At 69.1% G+C, this 16,324-nt stretch carries 23 protein-coding genes; 4 read left to right on the plus strand and 19 right to left on the minus strand.

Features of this window, described 5'->3' with window-relative positions:
• Positions 1 to 8: 8 nt before the first annotated feature.
• The 7 genes from ACTIEF_RS01770 to rpe form a co-directional block, all read right to left on the minus strand.
• On the minus strand, positions 9 to 215 hold the full coding sequence (locus ACTIEF_RS01770; protein WP_439470466.1) for a hypothetical protein: 207 nt from the start codon (positions 213 to 215) through the stop codon (positions 9 to 11).
• Complete coding sequence (locus ACTIEF_RS01775; RefSeq protein ID WP_439470467.1) at positions 212 to 412, minus strand: hypothetical protein; 201 nt, start codon at positions 410 to 412, stop codon at positions 212 to 214. The genes ACTIEF_RS01770 and ACTIEF_RS01775 overlap by 4 nt, the downstream gene beginning before the upstream one ends.
• 5 nt (positions 413 to 417) lie before the next feature.
• Entirely contained in the window at positions 418 to 615 is a 198-nt protein-coding gene (locus tag ACTIEF_RS01780; protein ID WP_439470468.1) for a Trm112 family protein, read from the minus strand.
• A 90-nt stretch (positions 616 to 705) separates the two neighbouring features.
• A complete protein-coding gene (locus tag ACTIEF_RS01785) occupies positions 706 to 1,365 on the minus strand; it encodes an LON peptidase substrate-binding domain-containing protein (RefSeq protein WP_439470469.1) in 660 nt (219 codons plus the stop codon).
• Between the two features lie 11 nt (positions 1,366 to 1,376).
• Positions 1,377 to 2,264 (minus strand): thioredoxin, encoded by an 888-nt coding sequence (gene trxA, locus ACTIEF_RS01790; protein ID WP_439470470.1) that lies wholly within the window; start codon positions 2,262 to 2,264, stop codon positions 1,377 to 1,379.
• A 65-nt stretch (positions 2,265 to 2,329) separates the two neighbouring features.
• A complete protein-coding gene (locus tag ACTIEF_RS01795) occupies positions 2,330 to 4,135 on the minus strand; it encodes a heparinase II/III family protein (protein WP_439470471.1) in 1,806 nt (601 codons plus the stop codon).
• Positions 4,132 to 4,791 (minus strand): ribulose-phosphate 3-epimerase, encoded by a 660-nt coding sequence (gene rpe / locus ACTIEF_RS01800; protein ID WP_439470472.1) that lies wholly within the window; start codon positions 4,789 to 4,791, stop codon positions 4,132 to 4,134. Before rpe ends, ACTIEF_RS01795 begins: the two co-directional genes overlap by 4 nt.
• A 101-nt stretch (positions 4,792 to 4,892) precedes the next feature.
• Between rpe and ACTIEF_RS01805 the strand changes: the two genes are divergently transcribed.
• The gene (locus tag ACTIEF_RS01805; RefSeq protein WP_439470473.1) at positions 4,893 to 5,354 is read left to right on the plus strand and encodes an OsmC family protein; all 462 of its coding nucleotides are present in this window, start codon (positions 4,893 to 4,895) and stop codon (positions 5,352 to 5,354) included.
• Positions 5,355 to 5,366: 12 nt separating this feature from the next.
• On the opposite strand, the gene ACTIEF_RS01810 is transcribed toward ACTIEF_RS01805, so the two are convergent.
• The 3 genes from ACTIEF_RS01810 to ACTIEF_RS01820 all read right to left on the minus strand — a co-directional run bounded on the left by ACTIEF_RS01810 (position 5,367) and on the right by ACTIEF_RS01820 (position 7,549).
• Positions 5,367 to 6,284, minus strand: a complete 918-nt coding sequence (locus ACTIEF_RS01810; RefSeq protein WP_439470474.1) for an NAD(P)/FAD-dependent oxidoreductase — start codon at positions 6,282 to 6,284, stop codon at positions 5,367 to 5,369.
• Positions 6,262 to 6,726, minus strand: a complete 465-nt coding sequence (locus ACTIEF_RS01815) for an Rrf2 family transcriptional regulator (RefSeq protein ID WP_439470475.1) — start codon at positions 6,724 to 6,726, stop codon at positions 6,262 to 6,264. The genes ACTIEF_RS01810 and ACTIEF_RS01815 overlap by 23 nt, the downstream gene beginning before the upstream one ends.
• 67 nt (positions 6,727 to 6,793) lie before the next feature.
• A complete protein-coding gene (locus ACTIEF_RS01820; protein ID WP_439470476.1) occupies positions 6,794 to 7,549 on the minus strand; it encodes a dienelactone hydrolase family protein in 756 nt (251 codons plus the stop codon).
• Positions 7,550 to 7,657: 108 nt separating this feature from the next.
• On the opposite strand from ACTIEF_RS01820, the gene ACTIEF_RS01825 reads away from it, so the two are divergent.
• Both ACTIEF_RS01825 and ACTIEF_RS01830 read left to right on the plus strand, forming a co-directional pair.
• The gene (locus tag ACTIEF_RS01825) at positions 7,658 to 8,245 is read left to right on the plus strand and encodes a PadR family transcriptional regulator (protein WP_439470477.1); all 588 of its coding nucleotides are present in this window, start codon (positions 7,658 to 7,660) and stop codon (positions 8,243 to 8,245) included.
• Complete coding sequence (locus ACTIEF_RS01830; protein WP_439470478.1) at positions 8,242 to 9,048, plus strand: siderophore-interacting protein; 807 nt, start codon at positions 8,242 to 8,244, stop codon at positions 9,046 to 9,048. The genes ACTIEF_RS01825 and ACTIEF_RS01830 overlap by 4 nt, the downstream gene beginning before the upstream one ends.
• On the opposite strand, the gene ACTIEF_RS01835 is transcribed toward ACTIEF_RS01830, so the two are convergent.
• The 5 genes from ACTIEF_RS01835 to ACTIEF_RS01855 form a co-directional block, all read right to left on the minus strand.
• Positions 9,035 to 9,499: a GNAT family N-acetyltransferase gene (locus ACTIEF_RS01835; protein ID WP_439470479.1), complete on the minus strand. Its 465-nt coding sequence runs from the start codon at positions 9,497 to 9,499 to the stop codon at positions 9,035 to 9,037. The two genes, ACTIEF_RS01830 and ACTIEF_RS01835, sit on opposite strands and share 14 nt — an antisense overlap.
• Before the next feature lie 72 nt (positions 9,500 to 9,571).
• Positions 9,572 to 11,176 (minus strand): bifunctional phosphoribosylaminoimidazolecarboxamide formyltransferase/IMP cyclohydrolase, encoded by a 1,605-nt coding sequence (purH, locus tag ACTIEF_RS01840; protein WP_439470480.1) that lies wholly within the window; start codon positions 11,174 to 11,176, stop codon positions 9,572 to 9,574.
• A gap of 119 nt (positions 11,177 to 11,295) precedes the next feature.
• Positions 11,296 to 12,063 (minus strand): type I methionyl aminopeptidase, encoded by a 768-nt coding sequence (map, locus tag ACTIEF_RS01845; RefSeq protein WP_439470481.1) that lies wholly within the window; start codon positions 12,061 to 12,063, stop codon positions 11,296 to 11,298.
• On the minus strand, positions 12,060 to 12,272 hold the full coding sequence (locus ACTIEF_RS01850) for a ParD-like family protein (protein ID WP_439470482.1): 213 nt from the start codon (positions 12,270 to 12,272) through the stop codon (positions 12,060 to 12,062). Before ACTIEF_RS01850 ends, map begins: the two co-directional genes overlap by 4 nt.
• 65 nt (positions 12,273 to 12,337) lie before the next feature.
• A complete protein-coding gene (locus tag ACTIEF_RS01855; protein ID WP_439470483.1) occupies positions 12,338 to 12,871 on the minus strand; it encodes a prolyl-tRNA synthetase associated domain-containing protein in 534 nt (177 codons plus the stop codon).
• A 51-nt stretch (positions 12,872 to 12,922) separates the two neighbouring features.
• On the opposite strand from ACTIEF_RS01855, the gene ACTIEF_RS01860 reads away from it, so the two are divergent.
• Positions 12,923 to 13,666, plus strand: a complete 744-nt coding sequence (locus ACTIEF_RS01860; RefSeq protein WP_439470484.1) for a DUF6065 family protein — start codon at positions 12,923 to 12,925, stop codon at positions 13,664 to 13,666.
• Positions 13,667 to 13,800: 134 nt separating this feature from the next.
• Here ACTIEF_RS01860 and ACTIEF_RS01865 read toward each other — a convergent pair whose 3' ends face one another.
• The 4 genes from ACTIEF_RS01865 to ACTIEF_RS01880 form a co-directional block, all read right to left on the minus strand.
• Entirely contained in the window at positions 13,801 to 14,352 is a 552-nt protein-coding gene (locus ACTIEF_RS01865) for a CC0125/CC1285 family lipoprotein (protein WP_439470485.1), read from the minus strand.
• 81 nt (positions 14,353 to 14,433) lie between these two features.
• Positions 14,434 to 15,066, minus strand: a complete 633-nt coding sequence (locus ACTIEF_RS01870) for a LysE family translocator (RefSeq protein ID WP_439470486.1) — start codon at positions 15,064 to 15,066, stop codon at positions 14,434 to 14,436.
• A 44-nt stretch (positions 15,067 to 15,110) separates the two neighbouring features.
• Positions 15,111 to 15,710: a hypothetical protein gene (locus ACTIEF_RS01875; protein WP_439470487.1), complete on the minus strand. Its 600-nt coding sequence runs from the start codon at positions 15,708 to 15,710 to the stop codon at positions 15,111 to 15,113.
• 75 nt (positions 15,711 to 15,785) lie between these two features.
• Positions 15,786 to 16,241 (minus strand): hypothetical protein, encoded by a 456-nt coding sequence (locus ACTIEF_RS01880; protein ID WP_439470488.1) that lies wholly within the window; start codon positions 16,239 to 16,241, stop codon positions 15,786 to 15,788.
• Positions 16,242 to 16,324 lie beyond the last annotated feature (83 nt).

Raw genomic sequence — 16,324 nt, forward strand, 5'->3', positions numbered from 1 at the left:
AAACAGCGTCAGGGCGAACAGGCCGATGGCCACCACTGCCACGAGGCTCGCGCGCAGCAACCCAAGAAGGAGCCGTTCGCCGACCATTCCTGGCGATGGGCCTTGGCGGCGGCGCTCAGGACGTTCAGCCCGGCGAGGATGCAAAGCAGGGTCAGGACCGTTTGTCCCGGCAGGGTGGCCCGCCAGACGGGCGCCCATTGGGCGGCGAGGATCACCGCCCGATCAGGGCCACGACGAGCACCGGAAGCTTCCAGCCGAGCCCGCGAAAGGTTCGTCGAAAGGCGTCGAGGTCTTCGTTTGCCCCTTGAGGACCGAAGGCCCGGAGCCGGACCACGTCCCGGCGCAGTGCGAGGATGAGGGCCGTCGTTCCGAAGCAGAAAAGGGCATGCGGCAAGAGGGTGGCGGTCGCCATCCCGATCAGCCCAGCTGACGCGCCTCTTCCGGCAGCATGATCGGCACGCCGTCGCGGATGGGGAAGGCCAGCTTGGCCCCCGCCGAGACCAGCTCCTGGGCCTCACGGTCATAGGTCAGCTTGCCGCGCGTGACCGGGCAGACCAGCACCTCGAGCAGGCGCGGATCGACGGTGTTGGGGGTGTTGAAGGCGTCGCTGGTCATCGGTGGAGGTTACAGGGATTAGGGATTAGGGACCAGGGATTAGCGGAATTCGTGCTGGTCGTGCCTCGCCTAATCCTATTCCCTAATCCCTCACTGCATCGACGGCGCTTCGCCCTCGCCGTCGCTGGCGGCGCCGATCTGCATCAGGGCGGTCAGGACTTCGGTGCGGCGGTCCAGGTCGGCGGCCTCCAGAAGGGCCTGCTTCTCGGGCGGATCGAAGGGCAGGGCCATGGCCAGGCTGTTGACCAGGGCCTCGGGCGGGGCGGTCTCGGCCGTGTCCCAGTCGATGTCGAGGCCGCGCGTCTCCAGATAGGCCTTCAGCGCATCCAGCAGGCCCTCCCGGTCCAGCCCGCCTTCACCCGCGGGTGGGGCGGTCAGATCGGCCTCCCATTCGGCGAAGGTGGCCCGCACCTGTCGATAGGGGGTCTGAACCGGCAACTCCCCGGCGATGCGGAAGCGCGAGACCCCGGTCAGGGTGATCAGATAGCGCCCGTCCGAGGTCTCATTGAAGCTGGTGATCCGTCCCGCGCAGCCGACCGGCGACAGGGTCGGCAGGCGGGCCAGTCCGCCGGCAGGCTGGATCATGCCGATGATCCGGTCCCCGGCCATGGCGTCGTCCACCATGTTCAGATAGCGCGGCTCGAAGATGTTCAGCGGCAACTGGCCACGCGGCAGCAGCAGGATGCCCGAGAGGGGAAAGACGGGAATGACCTGCGGCAGGTCGGCGGCCCTGATGTAACCCTGAGCCACCGAAACCTCCCTTAGGCGAACAGCAGCGAGGACAGGCGACGGCGACCGTCGCGGGCCACGTCGGAGTTGGCGCCGGCGGCTTCGAACACTGTCAGCAGCTGCTTGCGGGCGGCCTGTTCATTCCACTCGCGGTCCGCCGAGACGATCTTCAGCAGGTGATCGACCGCGCCCCTGAGATCGCCCGCCGAGGCGAGGGCTTGGGCCAGGTCGAAGCGGGCCTGATGGTCGTTCGGATCGGCGGCGACCTTGGCTTCCAGTTCACCCGAAGCGCCGGTCGGGGCCGACGAGGCCAGCGCCAGCTGGGCGCGGACCGACTGGACCGTGGCGTCGCGTGAGTCAGCGGGGGCCATGGCGATGGTCTGGCGCGCCTGATCGACGTCGCCGTCGGCCAGATAGACCCGCGCCATCCCGGCGATGGCCTTCTCGTGGCCCGGCTCCAGCGTCAGCACCTGGGCGAAGGCCTGGGCGGCGCCGCCCAGATCGTTCAGCGACAGGGATTCCTCGCCCAGCGACAGCAGTTGCTCGATATCGGAGTTGGCGCTGGTCCCGCCGGTCAGCTTGTCGATGAAGGCCTTGAGCTGGCTCTCCGGCACCGCGCCCTGGAAGCCGTCGACCGGCTGGCCGTTGACGAAGGCGTAGACGGTCGGGATCGACTGGACCCGCAGCTGGCCCGCATAGGCCGGGTTCTTGTCGACGTCGATCTTGACCAGCTTCACCGCCCCGCCGGCGGCCCGGACGGCTTTTTCAAGCATGGGGGTCAGGGTGCGGCAGGGCCCGCACCAGGTCGCCCAGAAATCGACCAGCACCGGCTGGCTCTTCGAGGCCTCGACGACATCGGCCATGAAGCCGGCGTCGGAGCCTTCCTTGATCAGGTCGTCAGGCAGGTCGGTGAGGGTCATGTGGGTCCTGGTATCGGATCAGTCGTAACGCGGTAGCCGTCAGATGGTCGCGCCGGATGTCCCACTCAAGAGGGATCGTTGCCCGCGCCCGCCGGACTGAGCTTCCAGCGGATCTTGGTCTCGGAGTCCGTGCGGGCCGAGCCGCGCACGACGATCTGCAGCGAACGGCGTGTCAGGCCCTCGTCCACATGGACCGAGGGCTCGATGGCCACGTCCGGCCCGTCGGTGCGGAACCACCAGCCCCGGCCCGAATGGCCGCGCAGCAGGATGGAGCGGCGGTCGCGGGCCAGCGAGGCCTGAACGCCCGGCTCCAGCTGAAATCGGACGGCGTAGGGGGCGGCGATGGCGCGCACCACCTCCTTCTGGCCCGGCGCGGGATGCAGCCGCTCCTCAGCGCGCAGTTCGTCCAGACGCTGGTCCAGATAGAGGCGGCGCTGGTGCAACAGGCCGAAGTCATGGACCCAGCCGTCGTGTTCGATCTCCAGCCAGACGGCGCCTTCGCCGTCCCGCTGGTTGGCCTCGACATGCAGGGGGCGGCCGACGAGGCGCGGCCCCAGCAGATCGCCCTTCCAGCCGCTGAGCGGTTCACCGGTCGATGTTTCGCCCAGCGTCAGGGTCGAATGGCCAGGGGTCAGGCGCAGGCCCTGACGGTCGGCGGCGCGGGGCGTCCAGCCGCAGCCGGTGACCAGCCGATCCTTGCCGCAGACGATCTCCAGCGACAGGGGCTGGGCGCAGGCGGCCGAGGCCCACGGCCCGCGCGCGGGCGGGGCGGTGTCTGCGATGATGGTCAGCAGCGGGCTGCGGATGCGCGTGGCTCCCGCCACGGCGCCAGCGGCGTCCGACGGTTCGATCTCCGCGCCCCGGGCGGCGGCGACGCGGGTCGCGGTCGAGGGGCCGCCGCCCTGCAGGGTGGCCAGACGTCCGTCCGGCAGGGTCTGCAGCCGCAGGGCGGCCTGCAGGCGGCGAATGGCTTCGGCGACGGCGTCGGGCACGGTCTCGGACAGCTGGCCCAGACCGTCCTCAAGGACCAGCAGGTCCAGCAGCAGTTCCAGACCGGCTTCCGGGCTGCGGCTTGCGTGGCCTCCATCCGGACCGACGGCGCGGGGCAGGGCGCGAGACAGGCGGCCCAGCGCCTTGCGGCGGATCGAGACGCCCGGCGCGCCGGTCAGGACGCAGCCGACCACGGCGGCGGCGGTCAGGCGCTCGGCGCGGGTGGCGACGCTACCAGGCGGGCGCAGCAGCTGACGGCCCTGGCGGCCGAGCACATCAGCCAGTTTCAGGCGCTCGGCCTCGGTGGCGACCTGTCCCATGCGGCGGGCGGCGCAGGCCAGGTTGATGGCGCGACGGGCCAGAATGTCCGGGTCCCAGGCGAAGGGCGACCAGCGCACGAAGACCTCGGCCCAGATCAGGGTCAGGCGCAGGGCCTCGCGGGCGCCGCGCTCGCCCTGGGTCATCAGCGACGGCAGCCAGGCGAAGGCGTGCAGGTCGACGGCGAAGGCGCGCGTCGGGCTGGGACGGTTGAACGGATCCTCGGTCTCGGCGATTTCGAGGCTGGATCCGGCCAAGACGAAGCGGCCGCCCACAATACCCTTGCCCACGGTCGGGTCGACCGGGCGGAAGTCACGCGGGGTGGCGGCGAACCCCTGGGAGGTGCGGCCCTTCAGCGTCAGCGCATAGCCGGGCAGGCCGTAGGCCTCGATCCACAGCTGGCGGGTGAGCAGCCGCCCGGCGATGGCGGGCCAGAGGGCCGGACCGGTCGCGGCGCCGGTGGCGCGAACAGGGGTGCGGACGGGCGCGCCGCGCAGGCCTGGAATCTCGCCGGGCGCGGGCCCGTCGCCTTCCGGCTTCGAGAAGGGGCCGAATGGGCTCACGCGGACTTCAGGGCCTGAATATTGGCGGCATAGGCTTCGGGGCCGCCCTTGAAGACGAAGGAGCCGGCCACGAGGGCGTCGGCCCCGGCAGCGACACAGGCGGCGGCATTGGCGCTGGTCACCCCGCCGTCGACCTGAAGGTGCGCCTTCGAGCCGGCGGCGTCCAGCAGGGCGCGGGCTTTCTCGATCTTGCGCAGGGAGGTCGGGATGAACGACTGGCCGCCGAAGCCCGGATTCACAGACATAAGCAGCACCAGATCCACCAGCTCGACCACTTCCTCCAGAACGGTCAGCGGGGTGCCCGGGTTCAACACCACGCCCGCCTTGGCGCCCAGCTGGCGGATACGGCCCAGGGTCCGGTGCAGGTGCGGCCCGCTCTCCGGGTGCACGGTCAGGATATCGGCGCCGGCCTCCCTGTAGGCCTCCAGCCACGGGTCGACCGGGGCGACCATCAGGTGCACGTCGAAGGTCTTGGTCGTGTGCGGCCGGATGGCCTTCACGATGTCCGGGCCCAGGGTGATGTTGGGCACGAAATGGCCGTCCATCACGTCGATGTGGATCCAGTCGGCGCCGGCGGCGTCGAGGGCGCGGACTTCCTCACCCAGCTTCGAGAAGTCGCTGGCGAGGATGGAGGGGCAGATCAGGGGGGCGGCCATGCCTCCGGATAAGGCGGGTCGCCCGCGCGGGCAAGCCGGGCGCTGGGTTCCCGTTCCGAACCGGGCTACACGGTTTGGTCATCGCCGCAGGAGGGATCGCCATGAGCGAGTACGTCGCCACCGTGGAATGGACGAGGGGCGACCAGCCCTTCACCGACAACAAATACTCTCGCGCCCACGATTGGCGCTTTGACGGCGGCGCGGTGGTGTGGGGCTCCTCGGCACCCGGCAGCGTGCCGATCCCCATGTCCGACCCGACCGCCGTCGATCCGGAGGAGGCCGTGGTCGCCGCCGCGTCGAGCTGTCACATGCTGTTCTTCCTCGGCTATGCGGCCAAGGCGGGCTTCACGGTCGACCGCTATGTCGATGAGGCCGTGGCGGTCATGGGCCGGGACGAACGGGGCAAGGTGGCGATCACGGCCATCACCCTTCGCCCCGCGGTCGCCTTCTCGGGCGACCTCCTGCCCGACGACGCCGCCATCGCGGACCTGCACCATCGCTCGCACGAGCACTGCTACGTCGCCAACTCCCTGCGCGCGCCCGTGACCATCGAGCCGCGCTAGGCGCCCTCAGCTTCAGGCGGCGTCTTCCTCGATCAGGGATCGGTGCAGGCCGATCCCGGCCATCACGCCGTCAGCGGCGGCGAGGGTGACGTTCGACATCATCCGCGCCGCATCCCCGGCGGCGAAGACGCCCGGCACGGTGGTCTGTTTGAGGTCATCGGTGCGGATCATCTCGCCGAGGGGCGTCTCCTGGATCTCGCAGCCCATGGCCTGGGCCAGGTCGCCGTTCAGCCGAAGACGCGGACCGACGAAGACCGCCTTCAGCGGGATCAGCCGTCCGTCCGCCAGCCGGGCGCCGTCCAATCCGGCGCCTTCGCCCTCGAGCGTGGCGACCGGCGTGGCTTCCACGATGACGCCGCGCCGTTCCAGCATGCGGGCCTGTTCGGCGTCCGGTTCCAGCTTGTCGTTCAGGAACAGAACCACTTGGCCCCATTCGGCGACCATGACTGCCTGATGGACAGACATAGGGCTCGCGCCCAACACCCCGATAGGGCCGCCGCCGATTTCATAGCCGTGGCAATAGGGGCAGTGCAGCACGGTGCGCCCCCACCGTTCCTTCACGCCGGGAAGGTCCGGCAGGATGTCCTGGACCCCATGCGCCAGCAGGACGCGTCGGCCAGTTACCAGACCGCCGTCCGCCAGGTTGACGGAGAAGCCGCAGGCGCCGGACTGGACGCTCACCACCTCGCCGCGTCGGAAGGCGGCGGTGGGATAGGCGGCGACCTGGGCCCGGGCCTCGGCGGCGATCTCCGATCCCGGCATACCGTCCCGGCCCATCACGCCATGAGCGTGGGCGGCAAATCGATTGCGCGGCCGGTTGTCGTCGATGACCAGAACCCGCCGCCGGGCGCGGGCCAGTTGCATCGCGGCGTTCAAGCCGGCGTAGGAGCCGCCGATGATGATAGCGTCATGCGGCATGGTCGGGTCCATGTGGGGCTCCAGCTTTGAAATCGGCCATCCGGTCGGCGAAGTCCGCCGCCAGATCGGCTAGGGTGATGTGGGCCAGACGCGCCTCGATCAGGGCGCGGGCCTCGGCGTAGGCGTCCTCCAGCGACCGGTTGACCGCTGCCTCGACGAGGCAGCCGGGGCTTTCGACCGCCGGGCTCTCTGGGGTCAGGGCGGGCTCGCCCAGGGCGGTGTGGACGTCGCGCAGGGTGATGCCGGACAGGGGGCGGCCCAGCCGCCAGCCGCCGCCGTGGCCGCGTTCCGAAATGACCAGACCGGCTTCGCGCAGCCCCGCCATGGTGCGCCGGACCACGACCGGATTGGTGTGCAGGCAGACGGCCAACTGCTCCGAGGTCATCGGCGCCTCGGCCTGACTCATGTGGAGCAGGGCGTGAAGAACGCCGGACAGACGGGAGTCTCGTTTCATGTAACTTCAATTGTTACGAGTCTTGGCGACCGTCAAGGGCGCTGCGGAAAGATTCCTCGTGGGAGCTTCAGACCGCGGGCGCGGCGGCGACGTCTTCCAGCAGGGCGACGAAGCGGCGGATGGCTTCGTCGGCCAGTTCCGGGTGATAGCGCATGGGCTTGGCCGCGCCCGGCTCGTCGAAGGCGTGGGTGCCCTCGGCGATCCAGGTCTCCACCTCCGCCCCGCAGTTGCGCACCATGGCGTGGACCTGTTCGGCGTTGCGGACGGTGGTCAGGTGATCGCCGCGCGAGATGACCGCCAGCGTCTTGGGGCAATGCTTCCACGGCCGCATCCGATTCAGCGCCGCCAGACCGATGTAGGGGTAGGCCAGATAGACGGCGCGGACCCCGTTCAGACTGACTGCGCTGGGGTTGGCGAGGCCCAGCATGCGGTCTCGCCGTTCCGAGCTCATCGCCTCCATGATGCCCCAGCCGCCGTGGCTCCAGCCCGCCAGCGCAAGGCGTGACGCATCCACGTCCCGTCTGCGGGACACGCCGTCCAGCGCCGCCAGAACATCACCCGCCCGCTTGTCGCCGCGCAGGACAAGTCCCGTGCAGACCGTCATCAGCGCCCGGTCACGGCTCCAGCCCCGGGGGCCGTAGGAATCGATGATGAAGGCGCGCCAGCCCGCCGCCTTCGCCGCCTCGGCATAGCGGGGCAGGTGATCGCGCAGGCCGCCGCAGCCGTGGAACAGGATCACCGCCGGGCGCGAGCGATCATCGTCGGGCCCGACCACGGCGACGCCGGGTTCGAGCATCGTCCAGCGGGCGGCGAGCGTATCCATGGCCACAGTGAGCCCCGCTTTGTCCGTGAACGCCACCCCTTGCGAGGCGTCAGTTTCAGATATATCTAAATCGAGATGAACAGATATATCGAAAATGGACGAGAGACGATGGACCATCCTTTCTGGGGCCGGCGTGGCCACGGCATGTTCGGGCGCGGAATGCGCAATGAGTTCGGGCGCGGTTGGCCGAAAGGCGGGCCGGGCGGCGGTTTCGGCGGGCGCGGCCATCGCGGCGGCGGCAAGCGGCTGCTGGCGCGGGGTGATTTGCGCTGGCTGATCCTGTCGCTGATCGCCGAGGACGGCCCGGCGCACGGCTACGAGCTGATCAAGGCCATCGAGACGCGGATGGGCGGCGCCTACGCCCCCAGCCCCGGCGTCATCTATCCGACCCTGACTCTGCTGGAAGAGATGGGCGCGCTCGAAGGGCGCGAGGAGGGCGGCAAGAAGCGTTACGCCATCACCGAGGCGGGCCGGACGCTGCTGGAAGAGAATGCGGACGCTCTGACCGACTTGCGCGAGATGCTGGCCAAATTCGCCCACCGCGCGGCGCGCCCGGTCGCCATCGCCGAGGCCATCATGCGCCTGCGCGGCGCGGTCCACGCCAAGCTGGCCGAGGACATCCCGCTGGACGAAGCCCGGATCAAGGAAGTCGCCGACATCCTCAACCAGGCCGCCGACCGGGTGGAGAAGGCATGACGGACGCCCTGCGCATCGCCCGCCGCGTCCGCCACCCGCTGAAGTTCCGCCTGCTGGAGGTGGTCGAGGTCTCCGACCTGACGCCGTCCCTCAAGCGGGTGATCCTGACGGGGGGTCTGGAGGACTTCGTCTCCCTGGGCTTCGACGACCATGTAAAGATTTTCCCGCCTCGGGAGGGCGGGCCGCTGGTCCTGCCGACGGTGGGGCCGGACGGCCCGGTGTTCCCCGAGCCCAGGCCGACGGCGCGCGACTACACCCCGCGCCAGTGGGATACGGCGGCGCGCACCCTGACGATCGACTTCGCGGTCGGCCACGGTGGTCCGGCGACGGACTGGGTCATGACGGCGAAACCGGGCTCACAGCTGGGCGTCGGCGGGCCGCGCGGCTCCTTCATCGTCCCGACCAGCTATCCGCATCATGTGCTGATCGGCGACGAGACAGCGGTTCCGGCCATCTCGCGACGGCTCGAGGAACTGCCCGCCGGGACGAAGGCGACGGTGATCGTCGAGCTCGAGGATGAGGCTTCGGCGCCGCCGCTGGGCAGCGCGGCCGATCTGACCGTGATCCGGGTGGCCCGGAACGGCGGACCGCGTGGACAGGTCGAGCCCCTGCGCGCAGCGGCTGAAACGGCCCTCGCCGATATCCCGCGCGAGGACGCCTACGTCTGGATCGCGGGCGAAAGCCAAGTCGCGCGGACGCTGCGCGGCGTCGTGGTGGCCATGGGCTTTGACCCGAAGGCGATGAAGGCCGCCGGCTACTGGCGCGCCGGGGCCGTCGGCGCGCACGAGGTCATCGAGGACTGATCACCTTGGCCATGCAGACCGATTCCGGACGTCCGATATAGCGGCCGAAGGGGTTGGTCTCGCTCCAGCCCTGACGTCTGTAGAAGTCGACGGCCCGATGGTTCACCCGCCGGGTCGACAGCTTCAGGGTCGCATAGCCCAGCCGTTCCGCCTCGGCTTCCAGCGCCGTCAGCAGGGCCGCACCCACGCCCTTCGTGCCGGGCGCGGCGTACATCCGCTTGATCTCGCTGACACCCTCGGCCAGCGGACGCAGGGCGCCGCAGCCGACCGGCCGGTCCGCTCCATCCAGCGCCAGCAGAAAGACTGAACGGGCCTCGTCAGTCTGCGCCGGATCGAAGGACGCGCGCCCGTCATCGCCCGTGATCGCGCTCAGGGCATCTGACAGTGCGTCCAGCAGCCGGACCGCCGCCGGATCATTTGGCGAGGCCTCGATGATCCGGACAATGCTCATCCCGGTCAGGCTCCCAAGTTCACCGCGCTCAAGCAGCGAGCGACCGCGTCGCGAGCGTTAGCGCCCCTAAGATTAGTGCCGGAAGACACGCACGCCGGTGAAGGCCATGGCGATGCCCTTTTCGTCGGCGGCGGCGATGACCTCGGCGTCGCGCATAGACCCCCCCGGCTGGATCACCGCCGTGGCGCCCGCGGCCACCGCTTCCAGCAGGCCGTCGGCGAACGGGAAGAAGGCTTCCGACGCGCAGGCCGAACCCTCGGCCAGCGACTGGGCCAGCCCCTTGGCTTCACCGGCTTCCCTGGCGCGGATGGCGGCGATGCGGGCGCTGTCGCGGCGGTTCATCTGGCCGGCCCCGATGCCCGCCGTCTGGCCGTCCTTGGCGTAGACGATGGCGTTGGACTTGACGTGCTTGGCCACGGTGAAGGCGAACAGCATGTCCTGGATCTCGGTCGGCGTCGGCTGGCGGCGCGTGACGATCTTCAGGTCGGCGGGCTTGATCAGCGAGCGGTCACGCGACTGCACCAGGAAGCCGCCGGCGACCGAGCGGAACACCTCGCCCGCGCCGTGCGGGTCGGGCAGGCCGTCGGTGATCAGCAGGCGCAGGTTCTTCTTGGCGGCGAAGACTTCTTTCGCTTCCTCGTCGGCGCCCGGGGCGATGACGACCTCGGTGAAGATGTCGGTGATCGCGCGGGCGTCGGCGCCGTTCAGCGGGCGGTTGACGGCGATGACGCCGCCGAAGGCCGAGACGGCGTCGCATTCCAGCGCGCGGGCATAGGCTTCCGACAGATCCTTGCCGACGGCCACGCCGCAGGGGTTGGCGTGTTTGACGATGACGACGGCAGGCTGTTCGAACTCGGCCACCAGTTCATAGGCGGCGTCGGCGTCGGCGATGTTGTTGTAGCCCAGCTCCTTGCCCTGGATCTGGGTCGCATAGGCCACGCCCGGACGGCGCTCGCCGGTGCGGTAGAAGGCGCCCGACTGATGCGGGTTCTCGCCGTAGCGAAGGGTCTGGGCCAGCGAGCCGGCGATCGATTTGCGGGCCGGGGCCTCGTCCTCGACCTGCTGGGCGAACCAGCCCGAGACGGCGGCGTCATAAGCGGCGGTACGGGCGAAGGCGCGGGCGGCCAGACGCTTGCGCAGCTCCAGCGAGGTGGCGCCGTCGGCCTTCAGGGCCTCCAGAACCTGGTCGACCGCATCCTTGTCGACGCAGACGGCGACATAGCCATGGTTCTTCGAGGCCGAACGGATCATCGCCGGGCCGCCGATGTCGATGTTCTCGACTGCCGCCTCGAAACCGCCGCCCGAGGCCACGGTGGCCTCGAACGGATAGAGGTCGATCCAGGCAATATCGATGCCGCCTATGCCGTGCTCGGTCATGGCCTGGGCGTGGGACGGCTCGTCCCGCACGCCCAGCAGGCCGCCGTGCACCACCGGGTGCAGGGTCTTGACCCGGCCGTCCATCATTTCCGGGAAGCCGGTCAGATCGGCCACGTCCTTCACCGGCAGGCCGAAGCCGGCGATGGCGGCGCGGGTGCCGCCGGTCGAGACCAGTTCGACGCCCAGATCGTGCAGGGCGCGCGCGGCGTCTTCCAGCCCCGTCTTGTCGCTCAGCGAAATCAGGGCGCGCTTCGGCGCCACGCGGTTCGGCGCGGGGGGAAAGTCGGGAGCGGCGGGCATGGCGACGTCCGTGATCTGGAATGGGGTCGGGGAGACGCGCGGGGCTCTAGCACTGTCCGGGCAAGGATTGAACCGGGCAGGGCCGTTTGGGTGCGGAAATCGACCGAACGGACGGGGTCCTACGCCGGCGCCTTCTCGTCTGGACGCAGGGTCAGGACGCGGACACCGGTCTTGGTCACCGCCACCGTATGCTCGAACTGGGCCGACAGCTTTCCGTCGATGGTGGTGACGGTCCAGCCGTCGTCGCCGGTCTCCACGCCCGCGCGGCCCTGGTTGATCATCGGCTCGATGGTGAAGGTCATGCCCTCGCGCAGGGTCAGCCCCTTGCCGGGTCTGCCGAAATGCAGGACCTGCGGGTCTTCGTGCATCTCGCGCCCGATGCCGTGGCCGCAATAGTCGCGCACCACGGAATAGCCGGCCTTCTTGGCATGGCTCTCGATGGCGTGGCCGATGTCGCCCAGGGTCGCGCCGGGCTTCACCGCGCGAATGCCCTTCCACAGGGCCTCATAGGTGGTCCGCACCAGCCGCCGGGCCGCCGCCGGGACCTCGCCGATCATATAGGTCTTGGAGGAGTCGGCGATGAAGCCGTTCTTCTCCAGAGTGATGTCCAGATTGACGATATCGCCGTCCTTGAGGATCTCGGTCTGCGACGGGACGCCATGGCAGACGACGGCGTTGATCGAGCAGTTCAGCACGAAGCCATAGTCGTACTGTCCCTTGGACGCGGGCCGGGCCTTCAGCTCGTCGACGATATAGGTCTCGACCAGATCATTGACCTGCATCGTGCTCATGCCCGCCAGCGACAAGCTGTCCAGATGGGTGAAGACCGACGCCAGCAGGCGGCCGGACTCGGCCATCAGCTCAATCTCTTGCGGGGTCTTGATCATGCCGCGACGCCCGAGGGTTCCGGCGCCGTCACGCCCGCCGCCCGCAGCTCGCGCGCCGAGAGCTCCTGAAAGGTCAGGCCCGGGTTCAGTTCGCCCAGCATGCCGATCCTGATCCAGAAGGCGGCCTGCCCATTGATCGACCGGCACGACGCCTTGCTGGCCCGCCGCAGCTGCTCGTGCAACTCGTCCTCGATGTTGACGATGCCCATGGGGCGCTCCCGAATATACGTTTCGTACATGTTGTATATCGTTGCGAGCAGGTGGCGGGAAGACCTCAGGCCAGGTCGCTGAAATCGACCACCGTCACCGGCGCCCGGCCCATGGCCGCCAATGCCTTGCGGAACTGATCCTGCGTCATCGCCGTGGTGGCGGTGTTGGTCAGGGGGTGGAAGTTGACGATCTCGGCGTCCCACAGGGCCTTGTCGAGGATGAAGCTCACCCGCTGGTCCGGGTCGTTGATCAGCCCCAGCGCCGTCACCGAGCCGGGGCGGACGCCCAGGGTCTCGTAGAGCAGATGCTCATTGCCGAAGGACAGGCGGTCCGAACCGATGGTCTTCGGCGCCCGCTTCAGATTGACCACCGTGTCCTGCCGGGCCGAGATCAGCCACAGCTTCCCCTTCTTGTCCTTGAGGAACAGGTTCTTGGTGTGGGCGCCCGGCATGGCCGCCTTGAGCTCCAGCCCCTCCTCGACGCGGAAGACGGCGGGGTGGTCATGAGTGACCTGTTCGACGCCCTGTTCGGCCATCCACGCCAGCAGGTGGTCGCGGTCGTAGGCGGGTTCGGGGGCGGTCGTCTTGTCTTCGGTCATGGCGGTTCGGTAGGGAGGAGGACGATTTCGCTTACCTGCCGGAGGCCGCCCATGGAACTGGAATGCTATCCGATGACACCCCAGCCGCCGGATCTGGTGCCCGGCCGGGTGTCGCGCGACTGGATGGACGCCTTCGCCAGTCGTCACCCCTATCGCTGCCTGCCGCTGAACATGGCCAACACCACGGGCTGGGAAATCCTGTGCCCGCTGACCTTCACGGCGGAATGGAACGGCGGACCGTCGCAGACCGACATCGTCATCACGCCCGAGCGGCCGACGCCGCATCTGCACCACTTCGTCACCTCGCACTTCTCTCGCGGGGTGCTGACCCTGCATCCTCAGTATCTGTTCCGGACGCCGCCGGGCTGGGGGATGCTGGCGGGGGGCGCGCCCAACCACGTCAAGGACGGCATCCAGCCGCTGACCGGCCTGATCGAGACCGACTGGCTGCCCTTCCCCTTCACCATGAACTGGATTTTCACCCGTCCGGGGAAGGTGAAGTTCGAGCGGGGCGAGCCCTTCTGCTTCATCACCCCGTTCGAACACCGCAAGGTCGAGACCCTTGAGCCGGTGATCCGGACCCTGGACTCCAATCCCAATATGAAGGGCCAGTACGACGCCTGGCTGAAGGCGCGCAGCGAGTTCAACCACGCCCTCGCGGCGGGTGATCCCGAGGCCGTGAAGGAGCAGTGGCAGCGGTTCTACTTCAAGGGCGAGATCCCCCAGAACCTCGGCACGGCCCCGGCCAGTCACACCAACAAGCGGCGGCTGAAGTCGCCCCGTGTGGGGCTCTGAGGCGTGACTATCGGCTAGTGGCGAGTTCGCTGTAGCCATCATCGAGCCACCAATGAGAAGCCCCGCCCGGATCACCGAGCGGGGCTTTTTCTGTCTGGACCGCGAAAGGCTTAGCCTGATCCACTAGCCACTGATCAGCCGCGCGGAACGCGGGGACCGAGGTTGTTGATCACCTCGCGGGCGTCGAAGGCGTTCGGATCGCCGGCGGGCTTGGCGCCGCGGCCCAGGACGACTTCGGCGGTGGCTTCGAAACGATCAATCTCACGAACGTCGAAGTTCGGGCCGAACGGGTCACGATAGCCCCACGGGCTCCAGTAGCCGCGGCGGTAGTAGCGCCACGACGGACCCCAGAAGGGGCTATACCGGTCATAGTAGAAGGGATCGGGCGAGGCGCTGAGGCGGACGTCGCGATCGGTGGCGCGGTTCACGGTGGCGAACCAGTCGTGACCGCTTTCAACGGTCAGTTCGGCGGCGCGCAGCAGCAGCGACATCTCGACCTGCTCGCGCGAGGTCACCGAATTGCCGGCGAACGACACGCGGAAACGGTCGGCGTCGACACGCTGTTCGGAATAGCCGTAGCGGCTGTTGGGACCGGCCGGGCCGTAGGGAGTGGCCGTGGCGCAGGCGGACAGGGCGAGCGCCGCCGCCGTCACCAGCAGCACGGGCTTGAGGAAACGGGTGTTCATGGGATGCTCCTTGACGCTCTATAAAGCGCCCTGTCGGCTGAACGGGACATGAACAAACCGGTTCCCCGGATCAACAAGCCCTTATAAACGCGAAAGAATAAGCACGGCGGCGGCGATGAGGAGAGCGCCGGTCAGAAAGGCGAAGCCTTTACGGAACCTAGGTTCTGACATGCGTCTCGACAAGGCCGCACCGCCAAGGCCGTAGGCGGACATGCTGATCACATCCATGCCGATGGCCGCCATGGCGAACATGGCCAGCTGGGGCGCGGCGGGCCGGTTGACGTCGATGAAGGGCGGCAGGACGGCGGTGAAGAACAGAATGGCCTTGGGATTGGCGATCTGGACCATGAAGCCGTCGATCAGGGCGCTGCGGCCCATCTTCACGGTCGGGGCGTCGGGATCGGCGGCGGTGGCGAAGCCGCCGCGCAGGGCCTTCACGCCCAGCCAGCCGACATAGAGCGCCCCGGCGATCGAGATGAAGCGGAAGACGTCGGGAAAGGCCGAGACGAGGGCGCCGAGGCCCAGGGCCGCCGCGCCGAACCAGACCAGGGTGGCGGCGTTCATGCCGACCACGCCCAGCAGGGCTCCGGCCTTGCCGCGCTGGACGCCGTTGGCGACCGAGAAGACGTTGGCCGGTCCGGGCGTGACAGCCATCACGGCCATCACCCCCAGAAAGGTGACGTAGAGGGGCGGATCGACGGGCAGGCTGGTCATGGCCCGATGTCAGGCCGCGACCGCCCCCGGTCAAGTCGGCTGGATCAGTCGGCGCCGTTGCGGGCCGGGGCCGAAGCCGGAGCCTCGAGCGCCTCATCGTCGCCCATATGGACGCTGATTTCGCCCCCCGAGGCTTCGTCAATGGCGTCCAGCGCCTCCCCGACGGCGTACTGGGCCACAAGGCCGTAGGTGGCCATGTGCTCCGGATCGTTCGAAGCCCAGGCGCCGTTGGTCGCCATGCCGCCCGCCATCTGCATGACGCCGGATTCCTCAACGGCGTCCATGGCGTCCGCGACGAGGGCCTCGACGTCGATGTCCGCCAGGGCGCCGCCAAGCAGGGAGCCGACATTTTCGGACACCACGGCGGTGAAGGCGGCGACGTCGGGCTGATACTCCGCCCACACGGCGGCGATCTGGAGCTTCTTCTGCGCCTCGGTCAGGTTAGCGTCGTCCTTGATGGCCTCGGCGCGTTCGCCATAGGCTTCCATGCGGGCCTCGAACCGCTCGGCGGCGGCTTCAATGGCCGCTTCCGCCACGTCGGTGGACGACGGGGCGGCTTGCGGCGACGACTGCGGCTCGCCCGCCAGGGCGGCGGACAGCGGCAGGACGGCGAGGGCGGCGGCGAGGGAGAGGGCCTTGATCATCGAAGGGCTCCGGGAAAATCAGGCCCCGAACCTCCGCCTGTCGCGGCCCTCGCTCAAGTGAAATCGCGGTAAGGCTTACTCGCCCTCGGCTTCACCGGTCAGCAGGGCCTGGGCGATCTGGGTGTTGATCATGCCGCCGACCATGGACGCGGCCTGGGCGGCTTCCTCCGGCTCGGCGCCCTCGGCGCTGGCCTTGTAAAGCACCAAGGCCTGAACCGCGGCGGAGAATTCGTCGAGGGTCGACTGGTGCTCGGCCAGCAGGGCGCGAACCTGCGTTTCCTTGTCCGCGGCGGACAGGCTGGCGTCGGCGCGAATGGCGGCGGCGCGCGGCTTGATGGCCTCCATCATCGCTTCCAGCGGCTGGGCGGCGGCCTCGACGCGGGCGGTCAGGGCGACTTCTTCCGGGCTCGCCTGGGCCGGAGTGGCAGGCGCCGCCGGGGGCGCGGGCGGCGCGGCCGGGGCGTCCTGGGCGAAGGCGGGAGAGGCGAAGGCCAGGGTAGCGGCGGCGGCGAGGGTCAGGCGGATCGACATGCGGGAGCTCCGGCGCTCCCGGTGGAAGGAGCAGGCGGTCACCGTGGCGCCTTACAGTCGATCAGGCCAGCGCCACAATAACC

The organism is Brevundimonas sp. (assembly GCF_051858995.1).
Taxonomy (GTDB): domain Bacteria; phylum Pseudomonadota; class Alphaproteobacteria; order Caulobacterales; family Caulobacteraceae; genus Brevundimonas.